Below are 22,012 nucleotides of genomic sequence, written 5' to 3'. Positions count from 1 at the left end.
GCGCGGTTGACTTCCTGTCGAGTGATAGAAACCCCGGCAGCGACCGGACCAGCAGACGGAGCAGGCGCAGCATGACGACATCAGGCACCTCGACCACGGCGGGTGCGCGCGAGCACGCCCGCGCCCAGGAGGCGGCGGCGGCGAGCACGCGCCCCGCGCCGCCGGCGGACGTCTCCCCCGACGACCTGCGCTGGTCCGAGCGGATCGAGGGCGGCGGCTACGGCCACCGCGTCCTCGCCCGCGGGACGCGCCTCCGCCTGACCGACGTCACGGGCGACGCCTGCGTCTCGCTCCTGGTCTACAACGCGCTGGAGCCGCACGAGCGGCTGAACGTCGCGGACACCGTCAAGGTGCAGTGGCAGGTCTACGCCGGCGCCGGCCAGCTGCTCCTCAGCGACCAGGGCCGCGTGCTCGCGAGCATCGTCGCCGACGACTCCGGCCGCCACGACACGATCTACGGGACGACCGCGCTGGCGCGGAACGTCGAGCGCTACGGCGACGGCTCGCCGCAGGGTCCGTCGCCGGCCGGGCGCGAGCTGCTGCTGCTCGGCGCGGCCAAGCACGGACTGGGGCGGCGCGATCTGCCGCCGAGCGTCTCGTACTTCCAGGGGGTGCGGATCCGCGAGGACGGCAGCCCGGAGTGGCTCGGCGGCGCCGGGCCCGGCCGCTCGGTGACGCTGCGCCTCGAGATGCCGGCGATCGTCCTGCTGGCGAACACCGCGCATCCGCTCGACCCGCGGCCGGAGTTCACGGTCGGCGCGGTCGACGTGCACGCCTGGGCGGGCGAGTCGGCGAGCGCCGACGAGCGCGACGCCACCCCGGAGGGCCGCCGCGCCTTCCTGCAGACCGACGAGTACCTGAGCGCGAGGGGCATCGCATGAGCACCGACACGAGCACGAGCACGAGCACGAGCACGAGCAGCACCGGCACGACCACCGCCTACGGCACCGAGACGCACCGCGAGACGGTCGCCGCCCGCGCCCCCTGGTCGCGCCTCCTGAAGCGCGGCGAGTACCTCACGATCGTCGACGTCGACGGCAACCAGGCCGTCGACTTCCTCGCCTACGACGCGGAGGACCGCACCGCCTACTCCGCCGCCGCGACGCTGCAGGCGCAGGAGACGGTGTACCTCGTCACCGGCTCGGTGCTCCGCGACGCCGAGCACCGCCCGCTGCTGACCGTCGTGGCGACCGACGTCGAGCGCCACGACACGCTCGGCGGCGCCTGCTCGAAGGAGAGCAACGCGCTCCGCTACGGCTTCCACACCACGGCGCAGCACGCCTGCGCCGAGAACTTCGTCGCCGAGCTCTCCCGGCACGGGATGGGCAAGCGCGACCAGGTCTCGAACGTGAACTGGTTCATGAACGTGCCGGTCGACCCGGACGGCGCGCTCGGGATCGTCGACGGGATCTCCTCCCCCGGCCTCAGCGTCACTCTGCGGGCCGAGCGGGACACCCTCGTCGTCGTCTCGAACTGCCCGCAGATCAACAACCCGTGCAACGGCTTCGACCCGTCGCGCGCGGAGATGATCGTGCACAGCGGGGCGGGCGCGACCGCCGCGGGAGAGGGCAGCGCATGACCTTCGACACCCTCCTCGTCGCCAACCGCGGCGAGATCGCGGTCCGCATCCTCCGCACCGCGAAGGCGATGGGCCTGCGCACGGTCGCGGTCTACTCCGACGCGGACCTCGGCGCCGCGCACGTCGCGCTCGCCGACGAGGCGGTCAGGCTCGGGCCGGCTCCTGCGGCCGACAGCTACCTGCGGATCGATCGGATCCTCGACGCCGCCGCGCAGACCGGCGCCGGCGCGATCCACCCGGGCTACGGCTTCCTCAGCGAGAACGCCGAGTTCGCGCGCGCCTGCGCGGCCGCCGGGATCGTCTTCGTCGGCCCGACGCCCGAGCAGCTCGAGGTGTTCGGCGCCAAGCACACGGCGCGCGACGCCGCCGAGCGCGCGGGCGTGCCGCTGCTGGCCGGCACCGGGCTGCTCGACGACGCCGACCACGCGGCCCGCGAGGCCGACCGCATCGGCTACCCGGTGATGCTCAAGGCGACGGCGGGCGGCGGCGGCATCGGCATGCGCGCCTGCCGCGACGAGGCCGAGCTGCGCGCCGCCTGGCGCGAGGTGCGGCGCCTGGCCGAGGCCGGCTTCTCCTCCGCCGGCGTGTTCCTCGAGCGGCTGGTCGAGCGCGCCCGGCACGTCGAGGTGCAGGTCTTCGGCGACGGTGCGGGCCGGGTCGTCTCGCTCGGCGACCGCGACTGCTCGCTGCAGCGCCGCAACCAGAAGGTCGTCGAGGAGAGCCCCGCGCCCGATCTGCCGGACGCCGTGCGCGAGCGCATCGCGGAGGCGTCGCGCCGGCTCTGCGCCGAGGCCGGCTACCGCAGCGCGGGCACGGTCGAGTACATCTACGACCCGGTGCGGCAGGAGGCGGCGTTCCTCGAGGTGAACACCCGCCTGCAGGTCGAGCACCCGGTGACGGAGTCGCGCTACGGCATCGACCTGGTCGAGTGGATGCTGCGGCTCGCGCAGGGCGAGACCGGCTTCCTCGACGCGATCCCGGAGCCGAGCGGCGCGGCCGTCGAGGCGCGGGTCTACGCCGAGAACCCGGACCTGGGCAACGCGCCGAGCTCCGGCACCATCACGGGGCTGTCCTTCCCCGACGACGTCCGCGTCGACGGCTGGATCCGCCCGGGCAGCGAGGTCTCCACCTCCTACGACCCCCTGCTCGCGAAGGTGATCGTCAGCGGCGCGACCCGCGAGGAGGCCTGGGCCGCGCTCGGCCGGGCGCTCGCCACCACCCGCGTCGACGGCATCGCGACCAACGTCGGACTGCTGCGGGCGATCGCGGCCGAGCCGTCGGTGCTCGCGGCCGAGCACTCCACCGCGACCCTCGACGGGCTGCGCGACGCGAGCCCGCGCGTCGAGGTGCTGAAGGGCGGGATGCTGACGACCGTGCAGGACGCGACCGGGCGCCTGGGCTACTGGCCGGTCGGCGTGCCGCCGTCGGGGCCGATGGACGGGCTCTCCTTCCGGCTCGGCAACACCGCGCTCGGCAATTCCGAGGACGCGCCGGGGCTCGAGATCACGATGAGCGGGCCGACCCTCCGCTTCCACACCGCCACCCGCGTGGTGCTGACCGGGGCGCCCGCGCCGGCGACCCTCGACGGCGCGCCGATCGCGCAGTGGGAGCCGGTCGCGGTGCCGGCCGGCGGCGTGCTCGCGATCGGCACGGCCGAGAGCGGCATGCGGCTGTACCTGCTGGTCGAGGGCGGGCTCGACATCCCGCTGGTGCTCGGCTCGGCCAGCACCTTCGACCTCGGCGCGATCGGCGGGCACGCGGGGCGCGCGCTCGCCCCGGGCGACGTGCTCGGGCTGCGGACGCCGAGCGTCCCGAACACGGTCGCGATCGTGCCGGAGGAGGAGCGCCCCGCGTTCCCGCACGCCTGGACGCTCGCCGCGCTCGAGGGCCCGCACGCCGCTCCGGAGTTCTTCACCGAGGACGACATGGCGGTCTTCTACGCCACCGACTGGGAGGTGCACTTCAACTCGGCGCGCACCGGCGTCCGCCTGCTCGGCCCGAAGCCGCACTGGGCGCGCGAGGACGGCGGCGAGGCCGGGCTGCACCCCTCCAACATCCACGACACCCCGTACGCGGTCGGCGCCGTCGACTACACCGGCGACCTGCCGATCCTGCTCGGCCCCGACGGCCCGAGCCTCGGCGGCTTCACCTGCCCGGCGAGCGTCGCGACCGGCCACCTCTGGCGGCTCGGCCAGCTCCGTCCCGGCGACACGGTGCGCTTCGTGCCGGTCACCGCGGCGCAGGCGACGGCGCTGCTCGACGCTCCGCTCGACGAGCCCGCGGCCGGCCGCGCGGCGGTCGACGACCACGGCGTGCTGCACCGCCGGCCCGCGCACGACGGCGATCCGTCGCTGGTGCTGCGCCGCAGCGGCGACGCGAACCTGCTGGTCGAGATCGGCGAGATGAGTCTCGACCTCGCCTCGCGGATGCGCGTGCACGCGATCGCCGAGACGCTGGAGCAGGCGGCGCTGCCGGGCGTGATCGAGCTGACCCCGGGCATCCGCTCGCTGCAGGTGCACTTCGACCCGCGGACGACCTCGACCGACGCCGTCGCCGAGGCCGTGCTCGCGGCCGAGGCGCTGCTGCCCGCGACGGCCGACCTGCGCGTGCCGAGCCGCACCGTGCACCTGCCGCTGGCCTGGGACGACCCGTCGACGCGCGAGGCGATCCGGCGCTACATGGCGGGCGTCCGCGACGACGCGCCCTGGTGCCCGTGGAACATCGAGTTCATCCGCCGGATCAACGGCCTGGACAGCGTCGACGAGGTCTACCGCACGGTGTTCGAGGCCGAGTACCTGGTGCTCGGACTCGGCGACGTCTACCTCGGCGCGCCGGTCGCGACTCCGCTCGACCCGCGGCACCGGCTGGTGACCACCAAGTACAACCCGGCGCGCACCTGGACGCCGCAGAACGCCGTCGGCATCGGCGGCGCCTACCTCTGCATCTACGGGATGGAGGGGCCGGGCGGCTACCAGTTCGTCGGCCGCACGGTGCCGATCTGGTCGACGCACCACCAGGCCGGGGCCTTCGAGACCGGCGTGCCGTGGCTGCTGCGGTTCTTCGACCGCATCCGCTGGTACCCGGTGGAGCCGGAGGAACTGCTCGAGCTGCGCTCCGAGATGGCCGCGGGGCGGCTGCCGCTGCGGATCGAGGAGGGCGAGTTCGGGCTCGCGGAGTACCAGGAGTTCCTCGCGGAGAACGCGGAGTCGATCGCGGACTTCCGTGCGGTGCAGGCCGGGGCCTTCGGCGCCGAGCGCGCCGCCTGGGAGGCGTCCGGCGAGTTCGACCGCGTGGAGGCGGTGCCCGCGCCGCCCGCGTCCTCCGCCGTGGAGATCCCGGACGGCTGCGAGGGCGTCGAGGCGCCGTTCGTGGCGACCGTGTTCCGGATCGACGTCGCCGTCGGCGAGACGGTCGCGGCCGGGCAGACGCTGGTCGCCCTCGAGGCGATGAAGATGGAGGCGCCCGTGACGGCTCCGGCGGCCGGGCGCGTGGTCGCCGTGGTCGCCGAGGTCGGGGCGCACGTGGCCGCGGGCACGGTGCTCGTGGTGCTGGAGACGAGGGCCGAGCAGGCCGAGGAAGAGGACGCAGCATGATGGACGACCCCGCGCTGGACCCCGCGCTTCAGGACCCCGCGGCGCGCATCGCCGAGCGCTACCGGCGGCTGGCCGCCCGGCCCGAGGCGTTCATCGCCCTGCGGCCCGAGGCCGAGGTGGCGGCCGAGCTGGCCGCCGTCGATCCGGCGCTCCCGCTCGCCGGGCTGCTGTTCGCGGTGAAGGGCAACATCGACGTCGCGGGGCTGGAGACGACGGCGGCCTGCCCGGCGTTCGCGTGCGCCCCTGCCGAGGACGCGACCGTGGTGGCGCGGCTGCGCGCGGCCGGCGCGGTGGTGCTCGGCTCGGCCAACCTCGACCAGTTCGCGACCGGCCTGGTCGGCACCCGCTCCCCCTACGGCGCGGTGCGGCACGCGGTGGATCCGTCGCGCATCTCGGGCGGCTCGTCGTCCGGCTCCGCCGTCGCGGTGGCGCTCGGCGGCGCGGACTTCGCGCTCGGGACGGACACCGCGGGCTCCGGGCGGGTGCCGGCCGCGTTCCACGGGCTGGTCGGGCTCAAGCCGACCAAGGGCTGGGTCAGCGCCGCCGGCGTAGTGCCGGCCTGCCGGAGCCTCGACGTGGTGACGGTGATGGCGGCGGATCCGGCGATCGCCCGGCGCGCGCTCGACGTGATGGCGGGACCGGACTCGCGCGATCCGCTCAGCCGCAGCGGAGTCGCCGAGCCGTTCGCCGCCACCGCGCGGATCGGCGTCCCGCGGCCCGGGCAGCTCGGCGAGCTCGCGCCCGGCTGGGCCGAGGCGTTCGACGCCGAGGTGGCCCGCTGGAGCGAGGCGGGGGCGACGCTGGTCGAGCTCGACATCGAGGTGTTCCTCGAGACCGCGCGGATGCTCTACGACGGTGCCTTCGTGGCCGAGCGCTACGCGGCGGTCGGCGAGTTCGTCGACGCGCATCCGGACGAGGTGGATCCGGTGGTCGGCGGCATCGTCTCGCGGTCGCGGGAGCTGCCGGCCTGGAGGCTCTTCCAGGACCAGGAGCGGCTCGACCGGGCGCGGGTCGCCTCCGACGCCGTGTTCGAGCGGATCGACGCGCTGCTGCTGCCGACGACGACCGAGCACCCGACGCTCGCCGCCGTCGCGGCCGACCCGATCGGCGTCAACTCGCGGCTCGGGCGCTTCACCAACTTCGCGAACCTGCTCGACCTGGCGGCCGTCGCCTACCCCGCGGGAGTCGTCGACGGGCTGCCGTTCGGCGTGCAGCTGATCGGCCCCGCCTTCTCCGACCACCAGCTCGCCGATCTCGTCTGGAGCCGTTCATGAGCACTGCCGACCGCACCGTCCTCCTCGCCGTCGCCGGCGCGCACCTGCGCGACCAGCCCCTGCACCACCAGCTCGCCGATCGCGACGCGGAGTTCGTCGAGGCGACGACCACCAGCGCCGACTACCGGCTGTACGCGCTGTCGACCGTGCCGCCGAAGCCCGGCGTCGTGCGGGTCGCCGAGGGCGGCGCGGCGCTCGACGTGGAGGTCTACCGGCTGACGGAGGCGGCCTTCGGCTCCTTCGTCGCGGCGCTCCCCCAGCCGATGGCCATCGGCTCCGTCTCCCTCGCCGACGGCTCGCTCGTCAGCGGCTTCCTCGTCGAGCCGATCGCCCTCGCCGGCGCGGACGACATCACCGCCTTCGGCGGCTGGCGCGCCCACCTCGCCCGCTGACCGGCGCCGGATCTCGATACGCCCTCTCCGAGGGCTACTCGATCAGCATGGACGACAGCATGCGGGCCGAGAAGCGGATCGCATTCCCCATGCTGGTCGAGTAGCCCCGCAGGGGCGTATCGAGACCCGCCGTCGTCAGCAGGGCGGGTCTGCAGACTCGGCTTCCGACGCCGGTGGATCTCGATACGCCCTCTCCGAGGGCTACTCGATCAGCATGGAATGCGCCCGCTCCGCGGGCTCCTCTTTCCGCCTGGCTTTCCGCGCATCGAGACCCGCGCCTCCCGCGGGCGCTAGATCGTCGGGAGGAGGATCTCGCGGACGAGGGCGTCGAGGCGGGCGTCGGCGTCGAGGAACTGGCGGAGGGTGCGGCGGGTGGCGCCGAACGAGCCGAACTCGTCGACGGTCATGCCGTCCTCGAGGTAGGCGCGGCGGAACTCGGGGAGCTCCAGCAGCGCGGCCAGGATCTCGGCGGGGACCGGGACGTCGATCTGCGCCGGGTCGACCTCGATGCGGTTCTCGTGGATCAGCAGCTGCCACTCGAACGGCGGCGAGACGACGAGGTCGCCGCCCACCAGCTCCGACCACTGCAGGTGGTTGCGGAAGGCGGCCGAGAGGATGCGGGAGCGGTAGCCGCGCTCGCGGAAGATCCGGTACGCCTCCTTGAGCGCCGCGACGCCCGCCCAGTCGAGGTACCCGGGCTGCACGAGGCGGCGGTCGGCCGCCACCGACGCCTTGATCCAGTCGTCGAGGCGCCCGCCCATGATGGTGACGACGGAGCCGAACTCGTGGTCGGGCAGCCCCTCGGCCGCGCGGCGGTCGAAGCCGCGCTCGATCGCCTCGGCGACGGCCACGGCCTGCGCGACGGTGAACGACACCGTCGCGTTGATGCTGACGCCGCGGTAGGTCGCCTCCTCGATCGCGCGGATGCCGATCGCGGTGGCGGGGATCTTCACGATGATGTTCTCGGCGAGCTCCGAGAAGTGCACCGCCTGAGCGACGAGTGCGTCGGCGTCGCGGTGCAGCCGCGGGTCGGTCTGCACCGAGAGGCGCCCGTCCCGTCCGCCGCTCGCGCGGAACGCGGGGAGCAGCAGCTCGGCCGCCTCGATCGACATCTGCTCGATGGCCAGCCAGCCGAGCTCGCTCTCGCCCGCGGTGGGGTGCTGCTCGGCGAGCGCCGCGATCCGCGGACCCCAGACGTCGAGGTGCTTCTCGATCGTGGTGAGCGCGATAACCGGGTTGCAGGTCGCGCCGACCGCGCCGAAGGCGATCGACCGGCCGAGCTCCTCGAGGTCCGCGGAGTCGTTCCAGAGGCTGGTCGCCGTCGCGGCGCCGGCCCGCAGCGGCTCGTACGGGGCGGTCGCTGCGTCGGCGGTCACGGTGGCGCTCATGGTTCTCTCCAGGGGGTGGGGCGCGTCGGCGCCGATTGCGGTGATGCTCATTCTAGGTCGATTCTGTGCAAATGTCCTGACATTAGGGCAGCACTTGCCCGCCGAGCAACTAGCCCAGCAGCGGCTTCTGCGCCGCCCGCTGCTCCGTGTACTCCGCATACGCGCGCTGCGTGCTCGGCAGCTCCGACACCTCGGCGACGGGAACGTCCCACCAGCCCTCACCGCTCGGCGCGTAGAGCAGCGGATCGCTGTTGATGTGGATGAGCGTCGTGCGGTCCGACGCCTTGGCGGCCGCCATCGCGGTGCGCAGATCGTCGATCGAGGACTCCCCCGGCTCCACCTCGATCACATCGACGCCGTAGCTGCGCGCGTTCGCGGCGAGATCGACGGGGATCACGCTCTCGTCGAGCCCGCGGTACTGCGTGCCGTAGCGGCCGGAGCCGACCGTCTCGGACAGGTGCCCGATCGAGGCGTAGCCGTGGTTCTGGATCAGCACCACGATGATCTTCAGCCCCTCGGCCACCGCGGTCACGAGCTCGGTGTGCAGCATCAGGTAGGAGCCGTCGCCGACCATCACGACGACGTCGCGGTCCGACCCCGACGCCTCCGCCCCGCGCTTGACGCCGAGGCCGCCGGCGATCTCGTAGCCCATGCAGGAGAAGGCGTACTCGACGTGGTACCCGAGGCTGTCGCGCACCCGCCACAGCTTGTGCAGATCTCCGGGCAGCGAGCCGGCCGCCTGCACGACGACGTCCTCGGGCGCGGTCGAGGACTGCACGGCGCCGATGATCTCGGCCTGGCCGGGCAGCGCGAGGCCGGAGGGGGCGAACGCGGCGTCGACGGTCGCGTCCCACTCCGCCTTCTCGCGGCGGATCCGCTCCGCGAGCTCCTCGGACACGTGGAACCGGCTCAGCTGCTCGCGCAGCGCCTCCAGCGACTCGCGCGCGTCGGCGACGACGGGCAGCTGCGAGCCGTGCTTGTAGGCGTCGAACGCGGCGATGTTGACGTTCACGAACACCACGTCGTCGTTCTGGAACACGGTGCGGCTCGCGGTGGTGAAGTCGCTGTAGCGGGTGCCGATGCCGATGACGACGTCGGCGTCGGCCGCGAGGCGGTTCGCGGCGGTGGAGCCGGTGGCGCCGATCCCGCCGAGGTACTGCGGGTGGTCCCAGGCGAGGGCGCCGCCGCCTGCCTGGGTGGTGGCGACGGGGACGCCGGTGGCCTCGGCGAACGCGCGCAGGGCCTCCTCCGCGCCGGAGTAGATCACGCCGCCGCCCGCGACGACGATCGGGTTCCTCGCGCCGGCGATCGCGGCGACGGCGCGCTCGAGCGCACCGCGCTCCGGGACCGGGCGGCGCAGGTGCCACTCGCGCTCCCGGAGGAACGCGACGGGCACGTCGAGCACCTCGGCCTGGACGTCCTCGGGCAGCGCGATAGTGACCGCGCCGGTCTCGGCCGGGTCGGTGAGTACGCGCAGCGCGGCGAGGGCGACGGAGTAGAGCTGCTCGGGCCGCTGCACGCGGTCGAAGAAGCGCGAGAGCGGCCGGAACGCGTCGTTCACGGTGATGCCGATGTCGTGCGGCAGCTCCAGCTGCTGCAGCACCGGGTCGGCGACGCGGGTCGCGAAGGTGTCGCTGGGCAGCAGCAGCGCCGGGAGCCGGTTGGCGGTCGCGAGGGCGGCGCCGGTGAGCATGTTGGCGGCGCCCGGGCCGACGGAGGCGGCGCTCGCGTAGGTGCCGAGCCGGCGGTGCATCCGCGCGTAGCCGACGGCCTGGTGCACCATCGCCTGCTCGTTGCGCGCCTGGTGGTACGGCATCAGGGTCGGGTCGAGGGCGTTCGACTGCGCGAGCGCCTGGCCGATGCCGGCGACGTTGCCGTGGCCGAAGATGCCGAACATCCCCGGGATCGTGCGCTCGCGGTGGTCGCCGTCCACGGTCCACTGCCGGGCGAGGAACTCGACGAGCGCCTGGCTCACGGTCATCCGCTGGGTCTTGTCGGCCATCAGTGCTGTCCTCCGGTGGTGCTGGGTGTGCTGTCGGTCGTGTCTGTGCTGATCGTGCTGTCGGGCGTGTACGGGAGTCGGGGGTCGATGTCCTGGTCGTCCCAGGTGCTGCGGATCCAGCCGTGCGCCGGATGGTCGCTGATCAGCCAGGCCCGCTCCTCGCCCGGGCCGGCCATCACGTTGAGGTAGTAGAGGTCGTAGCCGGGCGCCGCGACCGCGGGGCCGTGGTAGCCGAACGGGACGAGCGCGATGTCGCCGGTGCGCACGGTCGCGTCGATCGCGATCTCGCCGGCGGGCGAGGTGGAGGTGCTGAACATCCCGAACGGCTCGGCGCCCGCGGGCGCGTCGACGCCGCGGCTGACGGCGGTCTCGAAGTAGTAGATCTCCTCGAGCCGCGACTCGTGGCCGGGGACGTCCTCGTCGTGCTTGTGCGCGGGGTAGCTCGACCAGTTCTCGGCCGGAGTGATGACCTCGCAGACGATGAAGCGGTCGGCCTCGAGCGCGCTCGGGGTGCCGAAGTTGTGCACCTGCCGGCTGGAGCGGCCGGCGCCGCGGAGCTCGACGGGGACCTCCGCGCGCGGGATGTAGCGGCTCGGGTGCGCGGTCGCGGCGGGGGCCTCCGCGATCGCGACGCGGCCCTCCCCCGACACCGTCGCGGAGGACAGCGTCGAGAGGTAAAGGACGTCGCTCGGGCCGTCGAAGACCGAGGCTCGACCCGCGAGGACGGTGGTCTCGGCGGGGCCGTCTGCCGCGTGCCGGACGGTGAAGGAGCCGGCGAGCGGGACGACGAGGCGCTCGACGCCCGCCGCGGGGAGAGCGAGCTCGTCGCCGAGGCCGAGGTCCGCGACGCGGAGGCCCGTGTGCCGCCAGCCGGGCAGGCCGACGTCGACGACGGACTCCCAGCCGTCGCGGGCGAGCGCGCCCCGCGGGAACAGCCACTCGTTGTGCGTGGTCATCTCGGGCCTTCCGTCGTGTCTCGGTGCGGGGGGGTGCTGGTGGGGCGGGTCTCGATGCGCCGCTGCGCGGCTACTCGACCAGCATGTGGCGCCTCATGCTGATCGAGTAGGGCGCGGAGCGGCCGTATCGAGATCCACCGTCCTGCAGGGGGCGGGTCTCGATACGCCGCCTGCGGCGGCTACTCGACCAGCATGTGGCTGGCGGGCGGTCGCCCGGCCGGCATGCTCGGGCGGCTGCACGGCCGGCGGTGGGTGGGTCTCGATACGCCGCCTGCGGCGGCTACTCGACCAACATGTGGCGCTTCATGCTGATCGGGTAGGCCGCGCAGCGTCCGCATTCATGCTGATCGAGTAGGGCGCGGAGCGGCCGTATCGAGATCCGCCCCTCCTGGTGGCGTGCCTCAGTTCTGGGGGAAGCCCAGGTTGATGCCGCCGTGCGACGGGTCGAGCCAGCGGCTCGTGATCGCCTTCTGCTGCGTGAAGAAGCGGACACCCTCCGCGCCGTGGGCCTTCGTGTCGCCGAACAGCGACGACTTCCAGCCGCCGAACGAGAACGTCGCGACCGGCACCGGGATCGGCACGTTGATGCCGATCATCCCGACCTCGACCTCGTTCTGGAAGCGGCGGGCCGCTCCGCCGTCGTTGGTGAAGATCGCGGTTCCGTTGCCGAAGGCGCCGGTGTTGATCAGCTCGACGCCCTCCTCGTAGGAGGCGACGCGGACGATCGAGAGCACCGGTCCGAAGATCTCCTCGGTGTAGGCGCGCGAGGTGGTCGGCACCTTGTCGAGCAGCGTCGGGCCGAGCCAGAAGCCGTTCTCGTCGCCGTCGACCTCGATCCCGCGGCCGTCGATGACGACCTCGGCGCCGTCCTGCTCGGCGATGCCGATGTAGGAGGCGACCTTGTCGCGATGCGCCTCGGTGACCAGGGGCCCCATGTCGCAGCCGCGGCGGCCGTCGCCGATGCGCAGCTTCGACGCGCGCTCCTGGATCTTGCCGATCAGCTCGTCCGCGACGGGCTCGACCGCGACGACGACCGAGATCGCCATGCAGCGCTCCCCCGCCGAGCCGAAGCCGGCGTTGATCGCCGAGTCGGCGACCAGATCGAGGTCCGCGTCCGGCAGCACCAGCATGTGGTTCTTCGCGCCGCCGAGGGCCTGGACGCGCTTGCCGTGCTTCGTCCCGGTCTCGTAGACGTACTGCGCGATCGGCGTGGATCCCACGAACGAGATCGAGCGGACGTCGGGCGAGGTCAGCAGCCCGTCGACGGCCTGCTTGTCGCCGTTCAGCACCGTGAAGACGCCGTCGGGCAGGCCGGCCTCCTTCCACAGCTTCGCGAGCCAGATCGCGGCGGTCGGGTCCTTCTCGGACGGCTTCAGGATCACGGTGTTGCCGGCCGCGATCGCGATCGGGAAGAACCACATCGGCACCATCGCCGGGAAGTTGAACGGCGAGATGATCCCGACCACGCCGAGCGGCTGCTTCGTCGAGTAGACGTCGACGCCGGTCGAGACCTGCTCGGAGTACTCGCCCTTGAGGTGGTGCGCGAGCCCGGTCGCGAACTCCACGACCTCCTGCCCGCGGGTGATCTCGCCGAGCGCATCGGAGACGACCTTGCCGTGCTCGGACGTGATGATCTCGGCCAGCTCGCCCTTCTTCGCCTCCAGCAGCTCGCGGAACGTGAAGAGGATCTGCTGGCGCTTGGCGAGCGACAGGTCGCGCCAGGCCGGGAACGCGGCCTTCGCCGAGGCGATCGCGGCGGCGATCTCGGCCTCGTCGGCCAGCGCGACCTCCTTGGTCGCGACGCCCAGCGCGGGGTCGAAGACCGGGGCGGTGCGGCCCGAGGTCGACGGCGACTCGCGCCCGTCGATCCAGTGCGGGACGACGGCGAGCTGGTGGAGCGGGGTGGTTCCGATGGTCTCGGACATGGTTCCTGTTCTTTTCTCGAAGGGGAGGGATGGAGTCAGCCGTGCACGAGCGCGGCAGCGGTGTCGACCGCCGCCGCGACGTCGCCGTCGGCCGGATAGAGGAGGGTGCGCCCGACGACGAGGCCGCGGACGCCGGGCAGTGCGAGAGCCGCACCCCACGACGCGTAGGTCTCGTCCGGGCTGCCGGTCGGATCGCCGCCGAGTAGCAGGGTCGGCAGCGTGGTCGCGGCCATCACCCGCTCCATCTCGGGGACGACGGGCAGCTTCAGCCAGGTGCAGGCCGAGGAGGAGCCGAGCCCGGAGGCGATCGCGATCGAGGTGATCACGGCGTCGGCCGAGAGGTCGTTGACGACGGCGCCGTCGATCCACTCGCTGAGGAACGGCTCGAGCATGATCGGCACGCGAGCGGCGGCAGCCGCGGTCACGGCGGCCGCGTTCGCCTCCAGCGTTGCGACCGAGCCGGCGTCGGCGAGGTTGATCCGCAGCAGCGTCTTCGCGAAGTCGAGGCCGTCGCGGACGATCCCGTCGATGTCGTAGCCGGTGAAGCGGTCGTCCATCTCGAAGGAGGCGCCGCGCAGGCCGCCCCGGTTCATCGATCCGACCACGACCTTGTCGTCGAGCAGCCCGAGGAGCGCGAGGTCGTCGATGATGTCCGGCGTGCCGAGCACCCCGTCGACACCGGGCCGCGAGAGCGCGGTGGCGAGCCGGTCGAGCAGGTCGTAGCGGTCGGCCATCGCCATGGCGTCGCCGCGCACGCCGAGAGCGCCGCGGGCGGGGTGGTCGGCGGCGACGAGGAGCAGCCGCCCGTCGCCGCCGAGCAGCGGACGGCGCCGGCGCCCGGCGAGCGCCCGCGCGACGGCGGCCGGGTCCTCGGCGCGGAGCCGGCGCAGCTCCGCGAAGTCGCGATCAGAGCGTGACATCGGTGCGCTCCTTCAGGAAGGTCTCGACCTCGGCCGTGGTGGGCATCGCCGTCGAGCACTCGCGCCGCGAGGCGACGATCGCGCCGGCGACGTTCGCGAAGCGGAGGATGCGCTCGAGGTCCCAGCCCTCGACGAGCCCGTGGATGAGCGCCCCGCCGAAGCTGTCCCCGGCGCCGAGGCCGTTGACGACCTCGACCGGGAACGGCTCGACCTCGACCGTCTCGGAGCGGGTCTTCGCGAGGACTCCGCGGGGGCCCTGCTTGACGATCGCGAGCTCGACGCCGCGGTCGAGCAGCGCGTCGGCCGCGCGCGACGGGTCGGTCTCGCCGACGGCGATCTCGCACTCCTCGCGGTTGCCGACCGCGACGGTGACCCACTCCAGCGCCTTCGCGACCTCCTGCGACGCCCGCTCCGGCGAGCGCCAGAACATCGGCCGGTAGTCGAGGTCGAGCACGGTGAACGGCCGGCGGTCGCGCGCCTGCCAGGCGACGAAGTGCGCCGAGCGGCTGGGCTCCTCCGTGAGCCCCGTGACGGTCGACCAGTAGACCGTCGCCCGGACGATCGCGTCGAGGTCGAGCGACTGCGCGGTGATCGCCAGGTCGGGCGCCTTGGGCTTGCGGTAGAAGTACAGCGGGAAGTCGTCCGGCGGGAAGATCTCGCAGAACGTCACCGGCGTGGCCAGGTCCGGCTCGGTGCCGACGAACTCGTCCGAGACGCCGAGCCGGACCAGCTCGCGCTTCACGTAGCGGCCGAACGGGTCCTCACCGGCCCGCGAGATCAGCGCGGCGGAGTGCCCGTGCCGGGCGGCCGCGATGGCGACGTTCGCGGCGCTCCCGCCGAGGTACTTGCCGAAGGTCTCGACGTCCTCGAGCCCGAGGCCGTCCTGCAACGGGTAGATGTCGACCCCGACCCGGCCGATGGTCAGCACGTCGTAGGGCGTGGTGGAGGTGCTCATACGACCCTGTCCACCTCTCTGTCGGCCGTGGCTCCGGCGGTGACGACGATCGGGGATCGAGGCCGGGACTCCGGCCGGCTCAGGAAGGCCTCCTCGAAGGCGTCGAGCGCCGCCTCGGAGTCGGTCGACGGCCACGCCTCGAGCCCGACGACCCCGTCGTAGCCGAGGACGCACAGCTCCTGCGCGACGGCCGGGTAGCGGATCTCGCCGGTCCCGGGCTCGCAGCGGCCGGGCACGTCGGCGACCTGGATCTCGCCGATCCAGGGCAGGCAGCGGCGCACGAGCTCGAGCAGGTTCCCCTCGCCGATCTGCGCGTGGTAGAGGTCGAGGTTCAGCCGCAGACCCGGGCGGTCGACCGCGCTGACCAGCGCGAGGGTGTCCTCGGCGCGGGCGAACGGGGTGCCCGGGTGGTCGACCGCCGTGTTGAGGTTCTCGAGGGTGAAGACCCGGCCGCGCTCCTCGCCGAGCGCGGCGAGCCGGCGGAGGGTGTCCTCGGCGCGATCGCGGTCGTCGGGCGTCACCTCGGTGCCGGGCCGGACGGGCAGGCCGCCCGGCGCGAGGCCGGTGCCGTGCAGGTTCAGCCGCGGGCTGTCGATGATCTCGGCGGCCGCGAGCGAGATCTCGGCCGTGCGGAGCGTCTCGGCGATGCCGTCGGGCGTGATCAGATCGCCGGTGAGGTAGCCGGTCATCGACGAGAAGGTCGCTCCGATCGCCGCAAGCGCGGGCAGGTCCTTGGTGGACCAGTCCCAGATCTCGACCTCGAAGCCGCGCTCGTGCAGGCGGCGGACGCGGTCGACGAACTCGAGCTCCGGGAAGAGCATCTCCGCGGAGGCGGCGAGGCGGACGGTCACGGCCGGCGCCCTACAGCTCGACGCTCACCGAGACGCGCTCGACCGCGGAGCGGGCGGCGGCGTCGGCGAGGACGAGGGCGGCGCGGCCGTCGGCGAACGTGGGGCTCGTCGACTCCTCGCCGCGGGCGAGCTTGATGAACTCGGTGAGCTCGGCCCGGTAGGCCACGGAGTACCGCTCGAGGAAGAAGTCCTGGTACGGCGGCTTCGCCTGCACGCTCGTGCCGTTCGAGACGCTGACCAGGCTGGTGAGGGCGTTGGCGACCTCGATCGAGCCGTCGGCGCCGAAGGCCTCGATGCGCTGGTCGTAGCCGACCGAGCTGTGCCGCGAGTTGGTGATCGAGACGAGCGCACCGGAGGCGGAGCGGAGCGTGACGACCGCGGTGTCGAAGTCGCCGTGCTCGCGCGCGCCGGGGTCGAAGGTCGTCGCGCCGGTCGCGGTGACCTCGACGATGTCGGGGAGGAAGAAGCGCGCCATGTCGAAGTCGTGGATCGTCATGTCGCGGAAGATGCCGCCGGAGACGCCGATGTAGGCCGCGGGCGGGGCGGCGGGGTCGCGGCTGATGATCGAGAGCTGCTCCAGCGCGCCGATCTCGCCGGCGGCGACGCGGGCGCGCGCCTCGGCGAAGGCCGGGTCGAAGCGGCGGTTGAAGCCGAGCGCGATCGGCACTCCCGATGACGTGACGCGCGGCAGGAGCGCGTCGACCCGCGCGATGTCGAGGTCGATCGGCTTCTCGCAGAGCGCGGGGATCCCGGCCGAGATCGCGGCCTCGAGCAGGTCGACGTGCGTCGCGGTCGGCGAGGCGATCAGCACCGCGTCGATCCCGCCGGAGGCGAACATCTCGGCGGCGTCGGTCGTCACCGTTCCGCCGTAGCGGGCCGAGACGGCGTTCGCGCCGTCGACGAACGGGTCGCAGACCCAGGCGAGCGTCGCCTCGGGGTCGGCGGCGATGTTCGCGGCGTGCACCTGGCCGATGCGGCCGGTGCCGACGAGTCCGAAGCGGAGAGGGGTGTCGGTCACGGCGGTGTCCTTGCTGCCCGGGGGCGGTCTGGGGGGTCGGGGTTCGAGAGGGGCGCGGTCAGGCCCAGGCGCGCAGGGCCTCGCGGTTGACGGCCTGGTCGTCGCGGCGCTCGTCGCGGAACGCGGCGAGGTCGGCGTCGGGGGCGTTGAGGACGTCCTGCTCGACGACCACCCAGCCGTCGTAGCCCTGGGCGTCGATCGCGGTCATCACCGCGTCGAGGTCGATGTCGCCGCGGCCGAAGGCGACGAACGACCCGGAGGACCAGACCTCGCGCATCCCGCCGCCGGCCGCGAGGACCCGGCGCAGCTCGGCGACGTCGACGTCCTTGAGGTGCAGGTGGTTGATCCGGGAGCCCCAGCGCTCGACGGCCGCGACCGGGTCGCCGCCGCCGATCAGCAGGTGACCGGTGTCGAGGGTGAGGCCGATGTCGACGGCGCCGAGGAAGCGGTCGATCTCCTCCGGCGACTCGATGTACGTGCCCGCGTGGTGGTGGAACGTCGGCTCGAAGCCGGCCGCGCGGACGGTGGCGGTCGCGCGCTCGACGTTGGCGGCGAGCCGCGACCAGCGCGCGTCGTCGAGCGGATCGGCGCCGGCGCCGCGCCCGGGCGAGGAGCGCCGGACCGCGGAGCCGTCGTCGGCGAGGGTCGGCAGCGGGAGCCGCGCGGGGCCGTGCTCGGACGCCTCGGCGAAGAGGCGGAGCGCGGCGTCGAGCTCGGGCAGCGACGCCGCGAAGGCCTCGTCGTCCGAGAAGGGCAGCTGGATCCAGCCGCCGGCGACGTCGAGTCCCGACCGTTCGAGGCGCTGGCGCAGCTCTCGTCCGCGGCCGAGGTAGCCGGCCGGTCCCAGGTCGACGCCGGTGTAGCCCGCCTCGGCGAGCACGTCGACGAGGTCGTCGGGCGAGACCGTGTCGGCGCCCTCCGGGGTGAGCTCGAAGACGCCGAAGCTGACGGGGGCGCCGGCGACCGCGGCCTTCACCGGGACGCTCCGGGGACGACGAACGCAGGGGCGGCGTGCACGAGGGCGCGGCGGATCATCTGGACCATACGGCGGTGTACAACTCCTCGACGGGGCGGTCTTTAATGTCCTTACAATAACACAATGGGACGGACTGCTGAGCTGCCGACGTGCGCTGCATAATGTAGTGACGCCGACGGGTGTCGAGGACGACGGGTGACCGGCGGAGGGGGACGACATGGCGCTGCAGGAGGAGCACGCCCTGCCGATGGACCTCTTCATGGACCTCGACCGCTCCGGGCCCATCCCGCTCTACCACCAGATCGCGACCCGCCTCGAGCGGGCCATCCTCGACGAGACGCTCCCGGCCGGCTCCCGGCTCGAGAACGAGGTGTCGCTCGGCAACCGGCTGGGCATGTCGCGGCCGACCATCCGCCGCGCGATCCAGGACCTCGTCGACAAGGGCCTCCTCGTCCGCCGCCGCGGCATCGGCACGCAGGTCGTGCACGGCAGGGTCACCCGCAACGTCGAGCTCACCAGCCTGTTCGAGGACCTCCAGCGCTCCGGCCAGAGCCCCACGACGAGCACCCTCTCCTCCACCGTCGGCACGGCCGACGAGAAGACCGCCGAGGCGCTCGGCGTCGAGGTCGGCTCGCCCGTCCTGCACCTCGTGCGGCTGCGGTCCGCGGACGGGGTCCCGCTCGCCGTCCTCGACAACACCCTGCCGGCCGACTTCGTCGACCTCGACCTCGGCGCCCTCGAGTCGCACGGCCTCTACCAGCTGCTCCGCGCCCGCGGAGTGGCGATGCGCGTCGCCAAGCAGCGGATCGGCGCCCGCGCCACGACCCCCCGTGAGGCGCAGCTCCTCGACCTTCGCAAGGGCGCCGCGGTCCTGACGATGACCCGCACCGCCTTCGACAACTCGGGCCGCGCCGTCGAGTACGGCCAGCACTGCTACCGCCCCGACCTCTACTCCTTCGAGATCACCCTCGTCGACCGCTGACCCGCGGCGGGGTCGCCGCATGCTGGTCGAGTAGCGCGCAGCGCGTATCGAGACCCCCGTGCCGGCGGTGGGCGGATCTCGATACGCCCGCTGCGCGGGCTACTCGATCAACATGAATCGCCGCATGCTGGTCGAGTAGCGCGCAGCGCGTGTCGAGACCCCCGTGCCGGCGGTGGGCGGATCTCGATACGCCCGCTCCGAGGGCTACTCGATCAGCATGAATCGGCTCAGCGGCGGAACCCTGATGGACGGGCGCGAGCATGCTGCACAGCACGGGCGGGCACGCCCGTCCCATGCTGGTCGAGTAGCGCGCAGCGCGTATCGAGACCCCCGTGCCAGCGGTGGGCGGATCTCGATACGCCCTCTCCGAGGGCTACTCGATCAGCATGAAGGCGTCAGTTCCCGTCGCGGCGCAGCCGGGCCTCGCGGCCGGCGATGTGCACGCCGAGACCGGTGATGCCTGCGGTGAACGCGACGATCACGCCGAGCATCCCGTAGACGCTCCCCGCGCCCGCGGCGAACGCGCCGATCAGGAGCGCGATCGAAGCCAGCACGATCAGGACGGCGCCGGCGATCTCGCCGCCGCTGGATCTCCTCAGCACGTCTCGCATGCCTCCAGACTGCGGCGCGCGGCACGCCCGCCGCAAGGTCGCCGAGGTGAACGGAGATCCACAGCCGGCCCCGTTAGACGCCCACCCGCCCCCGCCGCAAGCCCGAGAGCCGCCGCGCCGCGCCGACCAGACTGGAATCATGCAGCAGCTGACCTACGCCTCCAAGAGCATCGTCACCACCGACGCCGTCACCGAGGCCCTCCTCGACCTCGTGACCGCGATCGACCGGCAGGAGCACTCGGAGGCCGTCAGCGTCCCCGCCTTCACCGACGAGGGCGTGCTCATCGAGGCCAAGATGACACTCGACGCGAGCAGCGAGCTCGTCGCCGTGCCCGTGGAGCGGGCCGTGGACGACGAGGCCGCGACCGAGGACGCCGTCGCGAAGGCCGTCGAGGACATCCGCTCGCGGATCAAGAACAACAAGCGCACCGTCGCGCGCCCCGTCGTCGAGCCGGACCCGGAGCCCTACAACTACGAGGAGTTCTGAGCGTTCCGCTTCTTCAGCTCTGCACGCAGAGCGCGACGGATGGTCGATCGGAACGCAGGAACGTCCAACCGTGACTGCCGAGTGCCTCCTCCTTCCTCCTCCCTGATCCACCTGTCGAACTCGAGCGCCGCCTCCTCAGGCGCAGTCCGTCGGCCCTCGACCCACTCCGCGTGCAGGTCCGCTTCTTCGAACGGGCCGCTCGTCACCTCGTCGAGCCGGTCGATCGGCACGATCACCCTCGAGGAGTGGTGGACGAATCGTTGGAGAAGAAGATCGACGCCCGTCGGCGCGAGTGTGGCCACCCGAGGGAGCGCGACGAGCACGGACGACTCGACCACCGACGGCTCGGCGAAAAGTCCCTCATGGTGCCCCGCCGGTCCGAGCAGCGCCGGCAACGGCATGGTCTTGTAGTCGGCCTTCGCCCAGTCGGACCGCGGCCGCGAACAGGGGCGGACAGGGACGACGAGGAGACGCGGCAAGAGCTCCGGCCCGCGTCTGAGCGCGCACGGGTGCTGGACGACCTGCACCAGCTCGTCCGCCGAGTCGAACACGTCTCCGGTGAAGAGCGGACGGTGGGTCTCCACCTCTTCGCCGCATGCCGCGTAGAGGTCGAGCAGCGATGTCGGTGTCTGAAGCTGGAGCACTAGGACGAGGACTTCGGTGCGATCGAGAGCTTCCCGTCTGCTCCGACGACCGTCTCGAACGAGTCGTCGACGCGGGTCGTCCTCCATTCGGGGTCGAAGGCGTCCAAGACGGCCTCCTTCGGGACGGATTCGTAGTCGACCGCGTGCTGGATCAGGAGATCTCTCCTGTCGGCGATGAGGAGATCGAGACCGGTCACGAAGACGTCGCGGACGATCGGCATCTCGAGCCAGGAAGCCGGGTCCGAGATCATCCGGTCGTGCAGTTTGTCCAGCACGGCCGCGAAACCCGCAAGACGGAGCCGATTCTCCCCCGTCATGGTTTCGCCCTGACGCCACTTCTTCACGGCAGCGACACTGACGCCGACCACACTCGCGATGTCGCGCCAGGCGATCCCCTGGTCGCTCAGGTACTCGAGCACCTCGACAGGACTCTCGGCCGCACGCTTGTTCGTCAGAGCGTCCAACTCCGCGTCACTCGCCTGCCGGTGCAGGACATGGACGCGCTTGGTCAGAGTCCAGGACTCGCGGCGCAGGACATCCGCCTGACCGACCATGGCGCGAGCCGCCTCGCCACTCGATCGCTGCGTCGCCGTCTCGTACAACCGTCCGCCGGTGAGACGGTCCGAACGTGTTCTCTCCGCCATCAGAGCAGCACTTCCTTCCTCAAGCGATCGGTGATGAGTTTCTCGAAGATCGTGCCGATCGGAGCATGAAGTCGATCGCACGTCGCGAGGGTGCTCTCGACATCGAAGGTCTCGAGCCGGGCACTGTCAGCCCTCGTCCACGACGCATCCGTGTCGAGGAGGAAGAACGGGCCGCCCGGGCTGGGACTGCGGCGGACGAGGGTGGGTGTCGATTCGATCGCCTCCTCCCGCGCGGCCGAGTACCGCACTGCGACGACATCTCCCTCCTCGTCGAGCGAGAACGCTGCGAGACCTCGGTGGACCTGGAGATGAAGGCTGTCGCCGTCCAGATCGAACGCCGGAGCGGTCACGCTCGGCACGAGCCACTCCGACCAGTCCACATCACCGTCGCCGTCGCCGTCGCGGTCGGGAGGCTGCGGGACGCGGATCTCGTTGATGTACCGAAGACCGACGCGCTCGGAGGCATCGATGGGGCTGATCCCGTGACGCGCTCGGATCGCGGCTTCGATCGTGGTCCGGAAGCCGGGCCAGCCCTCGTACGACGTCGTGCTGATCGTCAGCGCCTCCGGCCCGAAGGAGATGTTCAGATGCCGACCCCGGGACATGAGCAGGGGACCCCCTTCGACCTCCAGCCGAGCGATCGGAGCAAGGTCGCCCAGGACCGCTTTGACGGCGTAGACCTCTTCCTGACGCAACGGGCTCGGTGGGTGCGCGAGTTCGAAGACGACGAGTTCGAGCGGCGCGTTCACGTATCCGGATCTGAGCGTCATCCCTCAACGATACTGAAACGGCAACCAGAACAGTGACTTACTCAG

The 22,012-nt window shown here is 72.5% G+C and carries 20 protein-coding genes; 7 read left to right on the top strand and 13 right to left on the bottom strand.

The genetic code is table 11. The annotated features are described in order from the left end of the window. The first annotated feature begins 71 nt into the window (after positions 1-71). Genes HQQ86_RS16140 through HQQ86_RS20995 form a run of 5 tightly spaced genes read left to right on the top strand, consistent with a single transcriptional unit; the run spans position 72 to position 6,838 of the window. Positions 72-881 (top strand): urea amidolyase associated protein UAAP1, encoded by an 810-nt coding sequence (locus tag HQQ86_RS16140; protein ID WP_173289251.1) that lies wholly within the window; start codon positions 72-74, stop codon positions 879-881. Continuing rightward, the gene (locus HQQ86_RS16135) at positions 878-1,579 is read left to right on the top strand and encodes an urea amidolyase associated protein UAAP2 (RefSeq protein WP_173289250.1); all 702 of its coding nucleotides are present in this window, start codon (positions 878-880) and stop codon (positions 1,577-1,579) included. The genes HQQ86_RS16140 and HQQ86_RS16135 overlap by 4 nt, the downstream gene beginning before the upstream one ends. Further along, a complete protein-coding gene (gene uca / locus HQQ86_RS16130) occupies positions 1,576-5,172 on the top strand; it encodes an urea carboxylase (protein WP_173289249.1) in 3,597 nt (1,198 codons plus the stop codon). The genes HQQ86_RS16135 and uca overlap by 4 nt, the downstream gene beginning before the upstream one ends. Then, the gene (gene atzF, locus HQQ86_RS16125) at positions 5,169-6,446 is read left to right on the top strand and encodes an allophanate hydrolase (protein WP_216845568.1); all 1,278 of its coding nucleotides are present in this window, start codon (positions 5,169-5,171) and stop codon (positions 6,444-6,446) included. The genes uca and atzF overlap by 4 nt, the downstream gene beginning before the upstream one ends. Next, complete coding sequence (locus HQQ86_RS20995) at positions 6,443-6,838, top strand: hypothetical protein (protein ID WP_216845567.1); 396 nt, start codon at positions 6,443-6,445, stop codon at positions 6,836-6,838. Before atzF ends, HQQ86_RS20995 begins: the two co-directional genes overlap by 4 nt. Before the next feature lie 290 nt (positions 6,839-7,128). On the opposite strand, the gene HQQ86_RS16120 is transcribed toward HQQ86_RS20995, so the two are convergent. The 9 genes from HQQ86_RS16120 to HQQ86_RS16080 all read right to left on the bottom strand — a co-directional run bounded on the left by HQQ86_RS16120 (position 7,129) and on the right by HQQ86_RS16080 (position 17,829). Continuing rightward, complete coding sequence (locus tag HQQ86_RS16120; protein WP_173289248.1) at positions 7,129-8,226, bottom strand: transaldolase family protein; 1,098 nt, start codon at positions 8,224-8,226, stop codon at positions 7,129-7,131. 109 nt (positions 8,227-8,335) lie between these two features. Further along, on the bottom strand, positions 8,336-10,228 hold the full coding sequence (gene iolD / locus HQQ86_RS16115; protein WP_173289247.1) for a 3D-(3,5/4)-trihydroxycyclohexane-1,2-dione acylhydrolase (decyclizing): 1,893 nt from the start codon (positions 10,226-10,228) through the stop codon (positions 8,336-8,338). Further along, the gene (iolB, locus tag HQQ86_RS16110) at positions 10,228-11,184 is read right to left on the bottom strand and encodes a 5-deoxy-glucuronate isomerase (protein ID WP_173289246.1); all 957 of its coding nucleotides are present in this window, start codon (positions 11,182-11,184) and stop codon (positions 10,228-10,230) included. The genes iolD and iolB overlap by 1 nt, the downstream gene beginning before the upstream one ends. 401 nt (positions 11,185-11,585) lie before the next feature. Next, on the bottom strand, positions 11,586-13,109 hold the full coding sequence (locus tag HQQ86_RS16105) for a CoA-acylating methylmalonate-semialdehyde dehydrogenase (protein ID WP_173289245.1): 1,524 nt from the start codon (positions 13,107-13,109) through the stop codon (positions 11,586-11,588). Positions 13,110-13,144: 35 nt separating this feature from the next. Further along, positions 13,145-14,029, bottom strand: a complete 885-nt coding sequence (locus tag HQQ86_RS16100; protein WP_173289244.1) for a deoxyribose-phosphate aldolase — start codon at positions 14,027-14,029, stop codon at positions 13,145-13,147. Continuing rightward, a complete protein-coding gene (iolC, locus tag HQQ86_RS16095) occupies positions 14,016-14,984 on the bottom strand; it encodes a 5-dehydro-2-deoxygluconokinase (RefSeq protein ID WP_173289243.1) in 969 nt (322 codons plus the stop codon). Before iolC ends, HQQ86_RS16100 begins: the two co-directional genes overlap by 14 nt. Next, positions 14,981-15,835 (bottom strand): TIM barrel protein, encoded by an 855-nt coding sequence (locus HQQ86_RS16090; protein WP_367948687.1) that lies wholly within the window; start codon positions 15,833-15,835, stop codon positions 14,981-14,983. Before HQQ86_RS16090 ends, iolC begins: the two co-directional genes overlap by 4 nt. A 10-nt stretch (positions 15,836-15,845) precedes the next feature. Then, a complete protein-coding gene (iolG, locus tag HQQ86_RS16085; protein WP_173289242.1) occupies positions 15,846-16,853 on the bottom strand; it encodes an inositol 2-dehydrogenase in 1,008 nt (335 codons plus the stop codon). A 58-nt stretch (positions 16,854-16,911) separates the two neighbouring features. Beyond that, positions 16,912-17,829: a sugar phosphate isomerase/epimerase gene (locus HQQ86_RS16080; protein ID WP_173289241.1), complete on the bottom strand. Its 918-nt coding sequence runs from the start codon at positions 17,827-17,829 to the stop codon at positions 16,912-16,914. A gap of 217 nt (positions 17,830-18,046) precedes the next feature. On the opposite strand from HQQ86_RS16080, the gene HQQ86_RS16070 reads away from it, so the two are divergent. Then, complete coding sequence (locus HQQ86_RS16070; RefSeq protein WP_301952334.1) at positions 18,047-18,811, top strand: GntR family transcriptional regulator; 765 nt, start codon at positions 18,047-18,049, stop codon at positions 18,809-18,811. Positions 18,812-19,206: 395 nt separating this feature from the next. Here the strand turns inward: HQQ86_RS16070 and HQQ86_RS16065 are convergent, their stop codons facing one another. Next, entirely contained in the window at positions 19,207-19,422 is a 216-nt protein-coding gene (locus HQQ86_RS16065) for a hypothetical protein (protein ID WP_173289239.1), read from the bottom strand. A gap of 139 nt (positions 19,423-19,561) precedes the next feature. Here HQQ86_RS16065 and HQQ86_RS16060 point away from each other — a divergent pair, with 139 nt between their 5' ends. Next, positions 19,562-19,909, top strand: coding sequence for a hypothetical protein (locus HQQ86_RS16060; RefSeq protein ID WP_173289238.1), 348 nt, complete (start codon positions 19,562-19,564; stop codon positions 19,907-19,909). Here the strand turns inward: HQQ86_RS16060 and HQQ86_RS16055 are convergent. The 3 genes from HQQ86_RS16055 to HQQ86_RS16045 are packed head-to-tail and all read right to left on the bottom strand — an operon-like array spanning position 19,894 to position 21,967. Then, entirely contained in the window at positions 19,894-20,640 is a 747-nt protein-coding gene (locus HQQ86_RS16055) for a hypothetical protein (RefSeq protein ID WP_173289237.1), read from the bottom strand. The two genes, HQQ86_RS16060 and HQQ86_RS16055, sit on opposite strands and share 16 nt — an antisense overlap. Beyond that, positions 20,553-21,278 carry a transcriptional regulator gene (locus tag HQQ86_RS16050; protein WP_173289236.1) on the bottom strand — a complete coding sequence of 242 codons (726 nt, stop codon included), beginning with the start codon at positions 21,276-21,278 and terminating at the stop codon, positions 20,553-20,555. Before HQQ86_RS16050 ends, HQQ86_RS16055 begins: the two co-directional genes overlap by 88 nt. Continuing rightward, on the bottom strand, positions 21,197-21,967 hold the full coding sequence (locus HQQ86_RS16045) for a TIGR04255 family protein (RefSeq protein WP_173289235.1): 771 nt from the start codon (positions 21,965-21,967) through the stop codon (positions 21,197-21,199). Before HQQ86_RS16045 ends, HQQ86_RS16050 begins: the two co-directional genes overlap by 82 nt. Positions 21,968-22,012: the final 45 nt, after the last annotated feature.

The organism is Rathayibacter sp. VKM Ac-2857 (assembly GCF_013205025.1).
Classification (GTDB): Bacteria; Actinomycetota; Actinomycetes; order Actinomycetales; family Microbacteriaceae; genus Rathayibacter.
The sequence above is the reverse complement of the archived record's forward strand: the minus strand, read 5'-3'. Positions and strand labels throughout refer to the sequence as shown.

Excerpts from the sequence above, each read along its gene's own strand:
- HQQ86_RS16065 (WP_173289239.1), bottom strand. The coding sequence starts at position 19,422 with ATGCGAGACGTGCTGAGGAGATCCAGCGGCGGCGAGATCGCCGGCGCC.
- atzF (WP_216845568.1), top strand. The coding sequence starts at position 5,169 with ATGATGGACGACCCCGCGCTGGACCCCGCGCTTCAGGACCCCGCGGCG.
- iolC (WP_173289243.1), bottom strand. The coding sequence starts at position 14,984 with ATGAGCACCTCCACCACGCCCTACGACGTGCTGACCATCGGCCGGGTC.
- HQQ86_RS16045 (WP_173289235.1), bottom strand. The coding sequence starts at position 21,967 with ATGACGCTCAGATCCGGATACGTGAACGCGCCGCTCGAACTCGTCGTC.
- HQQ86_RS16120 (WP_173289248.1), bottom strand. The coding sequence starts at position 8,226 with ATGAGCGCCACCGTGACCGCCGACGCAGCGACCGCCCCGTACGAGCCG.
- iolB (WP_173289246.1), bottom strand. The coding sequence starts at position 11,184 with ATGACCACGCACAACGAGTGGCTGTTCCCGCGGGGCGCGCTCGCCCGC.
- HQQ86_RS16100 (WP_173289244.1), bottom strand. The coding sequence starts at position 14,029 with ATGTCACGCTCTGATCGCGACTTCGCGGAGCTGCGCCGGCTCCGCGCC.
- HQQ86_RS16140 (WP_173289251.1), top strand. The coding sequence starts at position 72 with ATGACGACATCAGGCACCTCGACCACGGCGGGTGCGCGCGAGCACGCC.
- HQQ86_RS16055 (WP_173289237.1), bottom strand. The coding sequence starts at position 20,640 with ATGGAGGACGACCCGCGTCGACGACTCGTTCGAGACGGTCGTCGGAGC.
- HQQ86_RS16060 (WP_173289238.1), top strand. The coding sequence starts at position 19,562 with ATGCAGCAGCTGACCTACGCCTCCAAGAGCATCGTCACCACCGACGCC.
- HQQ86_RS20995 (WP_216845567.1), top strand. The coding sequence starts at position 6,443 with ATGAGCACTGCCGACCGCACCGTCCTCCTCGCCGTCGCCGGCGCGCAC.
- iolD (WP_173289247.1), bottom strand. The coding sequence starts at position 10,228 with ATGGCCGACAAGACCCAGCGGATGACCGTGAGCCAGGCGCTCGTCGAG.
- uca (WP_173289249.1), top strand. The coding sequence starts at position 1,576 with ATGACCTTCGACACCCTCCTCGTCGCCAACCGCGGCGAGATCGCGGTC.
- HQQ86_RS16070 (WP_301952334.1), top strand. The coding sequence starts at position 18,047 with ATGGCGCTGCAGGAGGAGCACGCCCTGCCGATGGACCTCTTCATGGAC.
- HQQ86_RS16135 (WP_173289250.1), top strand. The coding sequence starts at position 878 with ATGAGCACCGACACGAGCACGAGCACGAGCACGAGCACGAGCAGCACC.
- HQQ86_RS16105 (WP_173289245.1), bottom strand. The coding sequence starts at position 13,109 with ATGTCCGAGACCATCGGAACCACCCCGCTCCACCAGCTCGCCGTCGTC.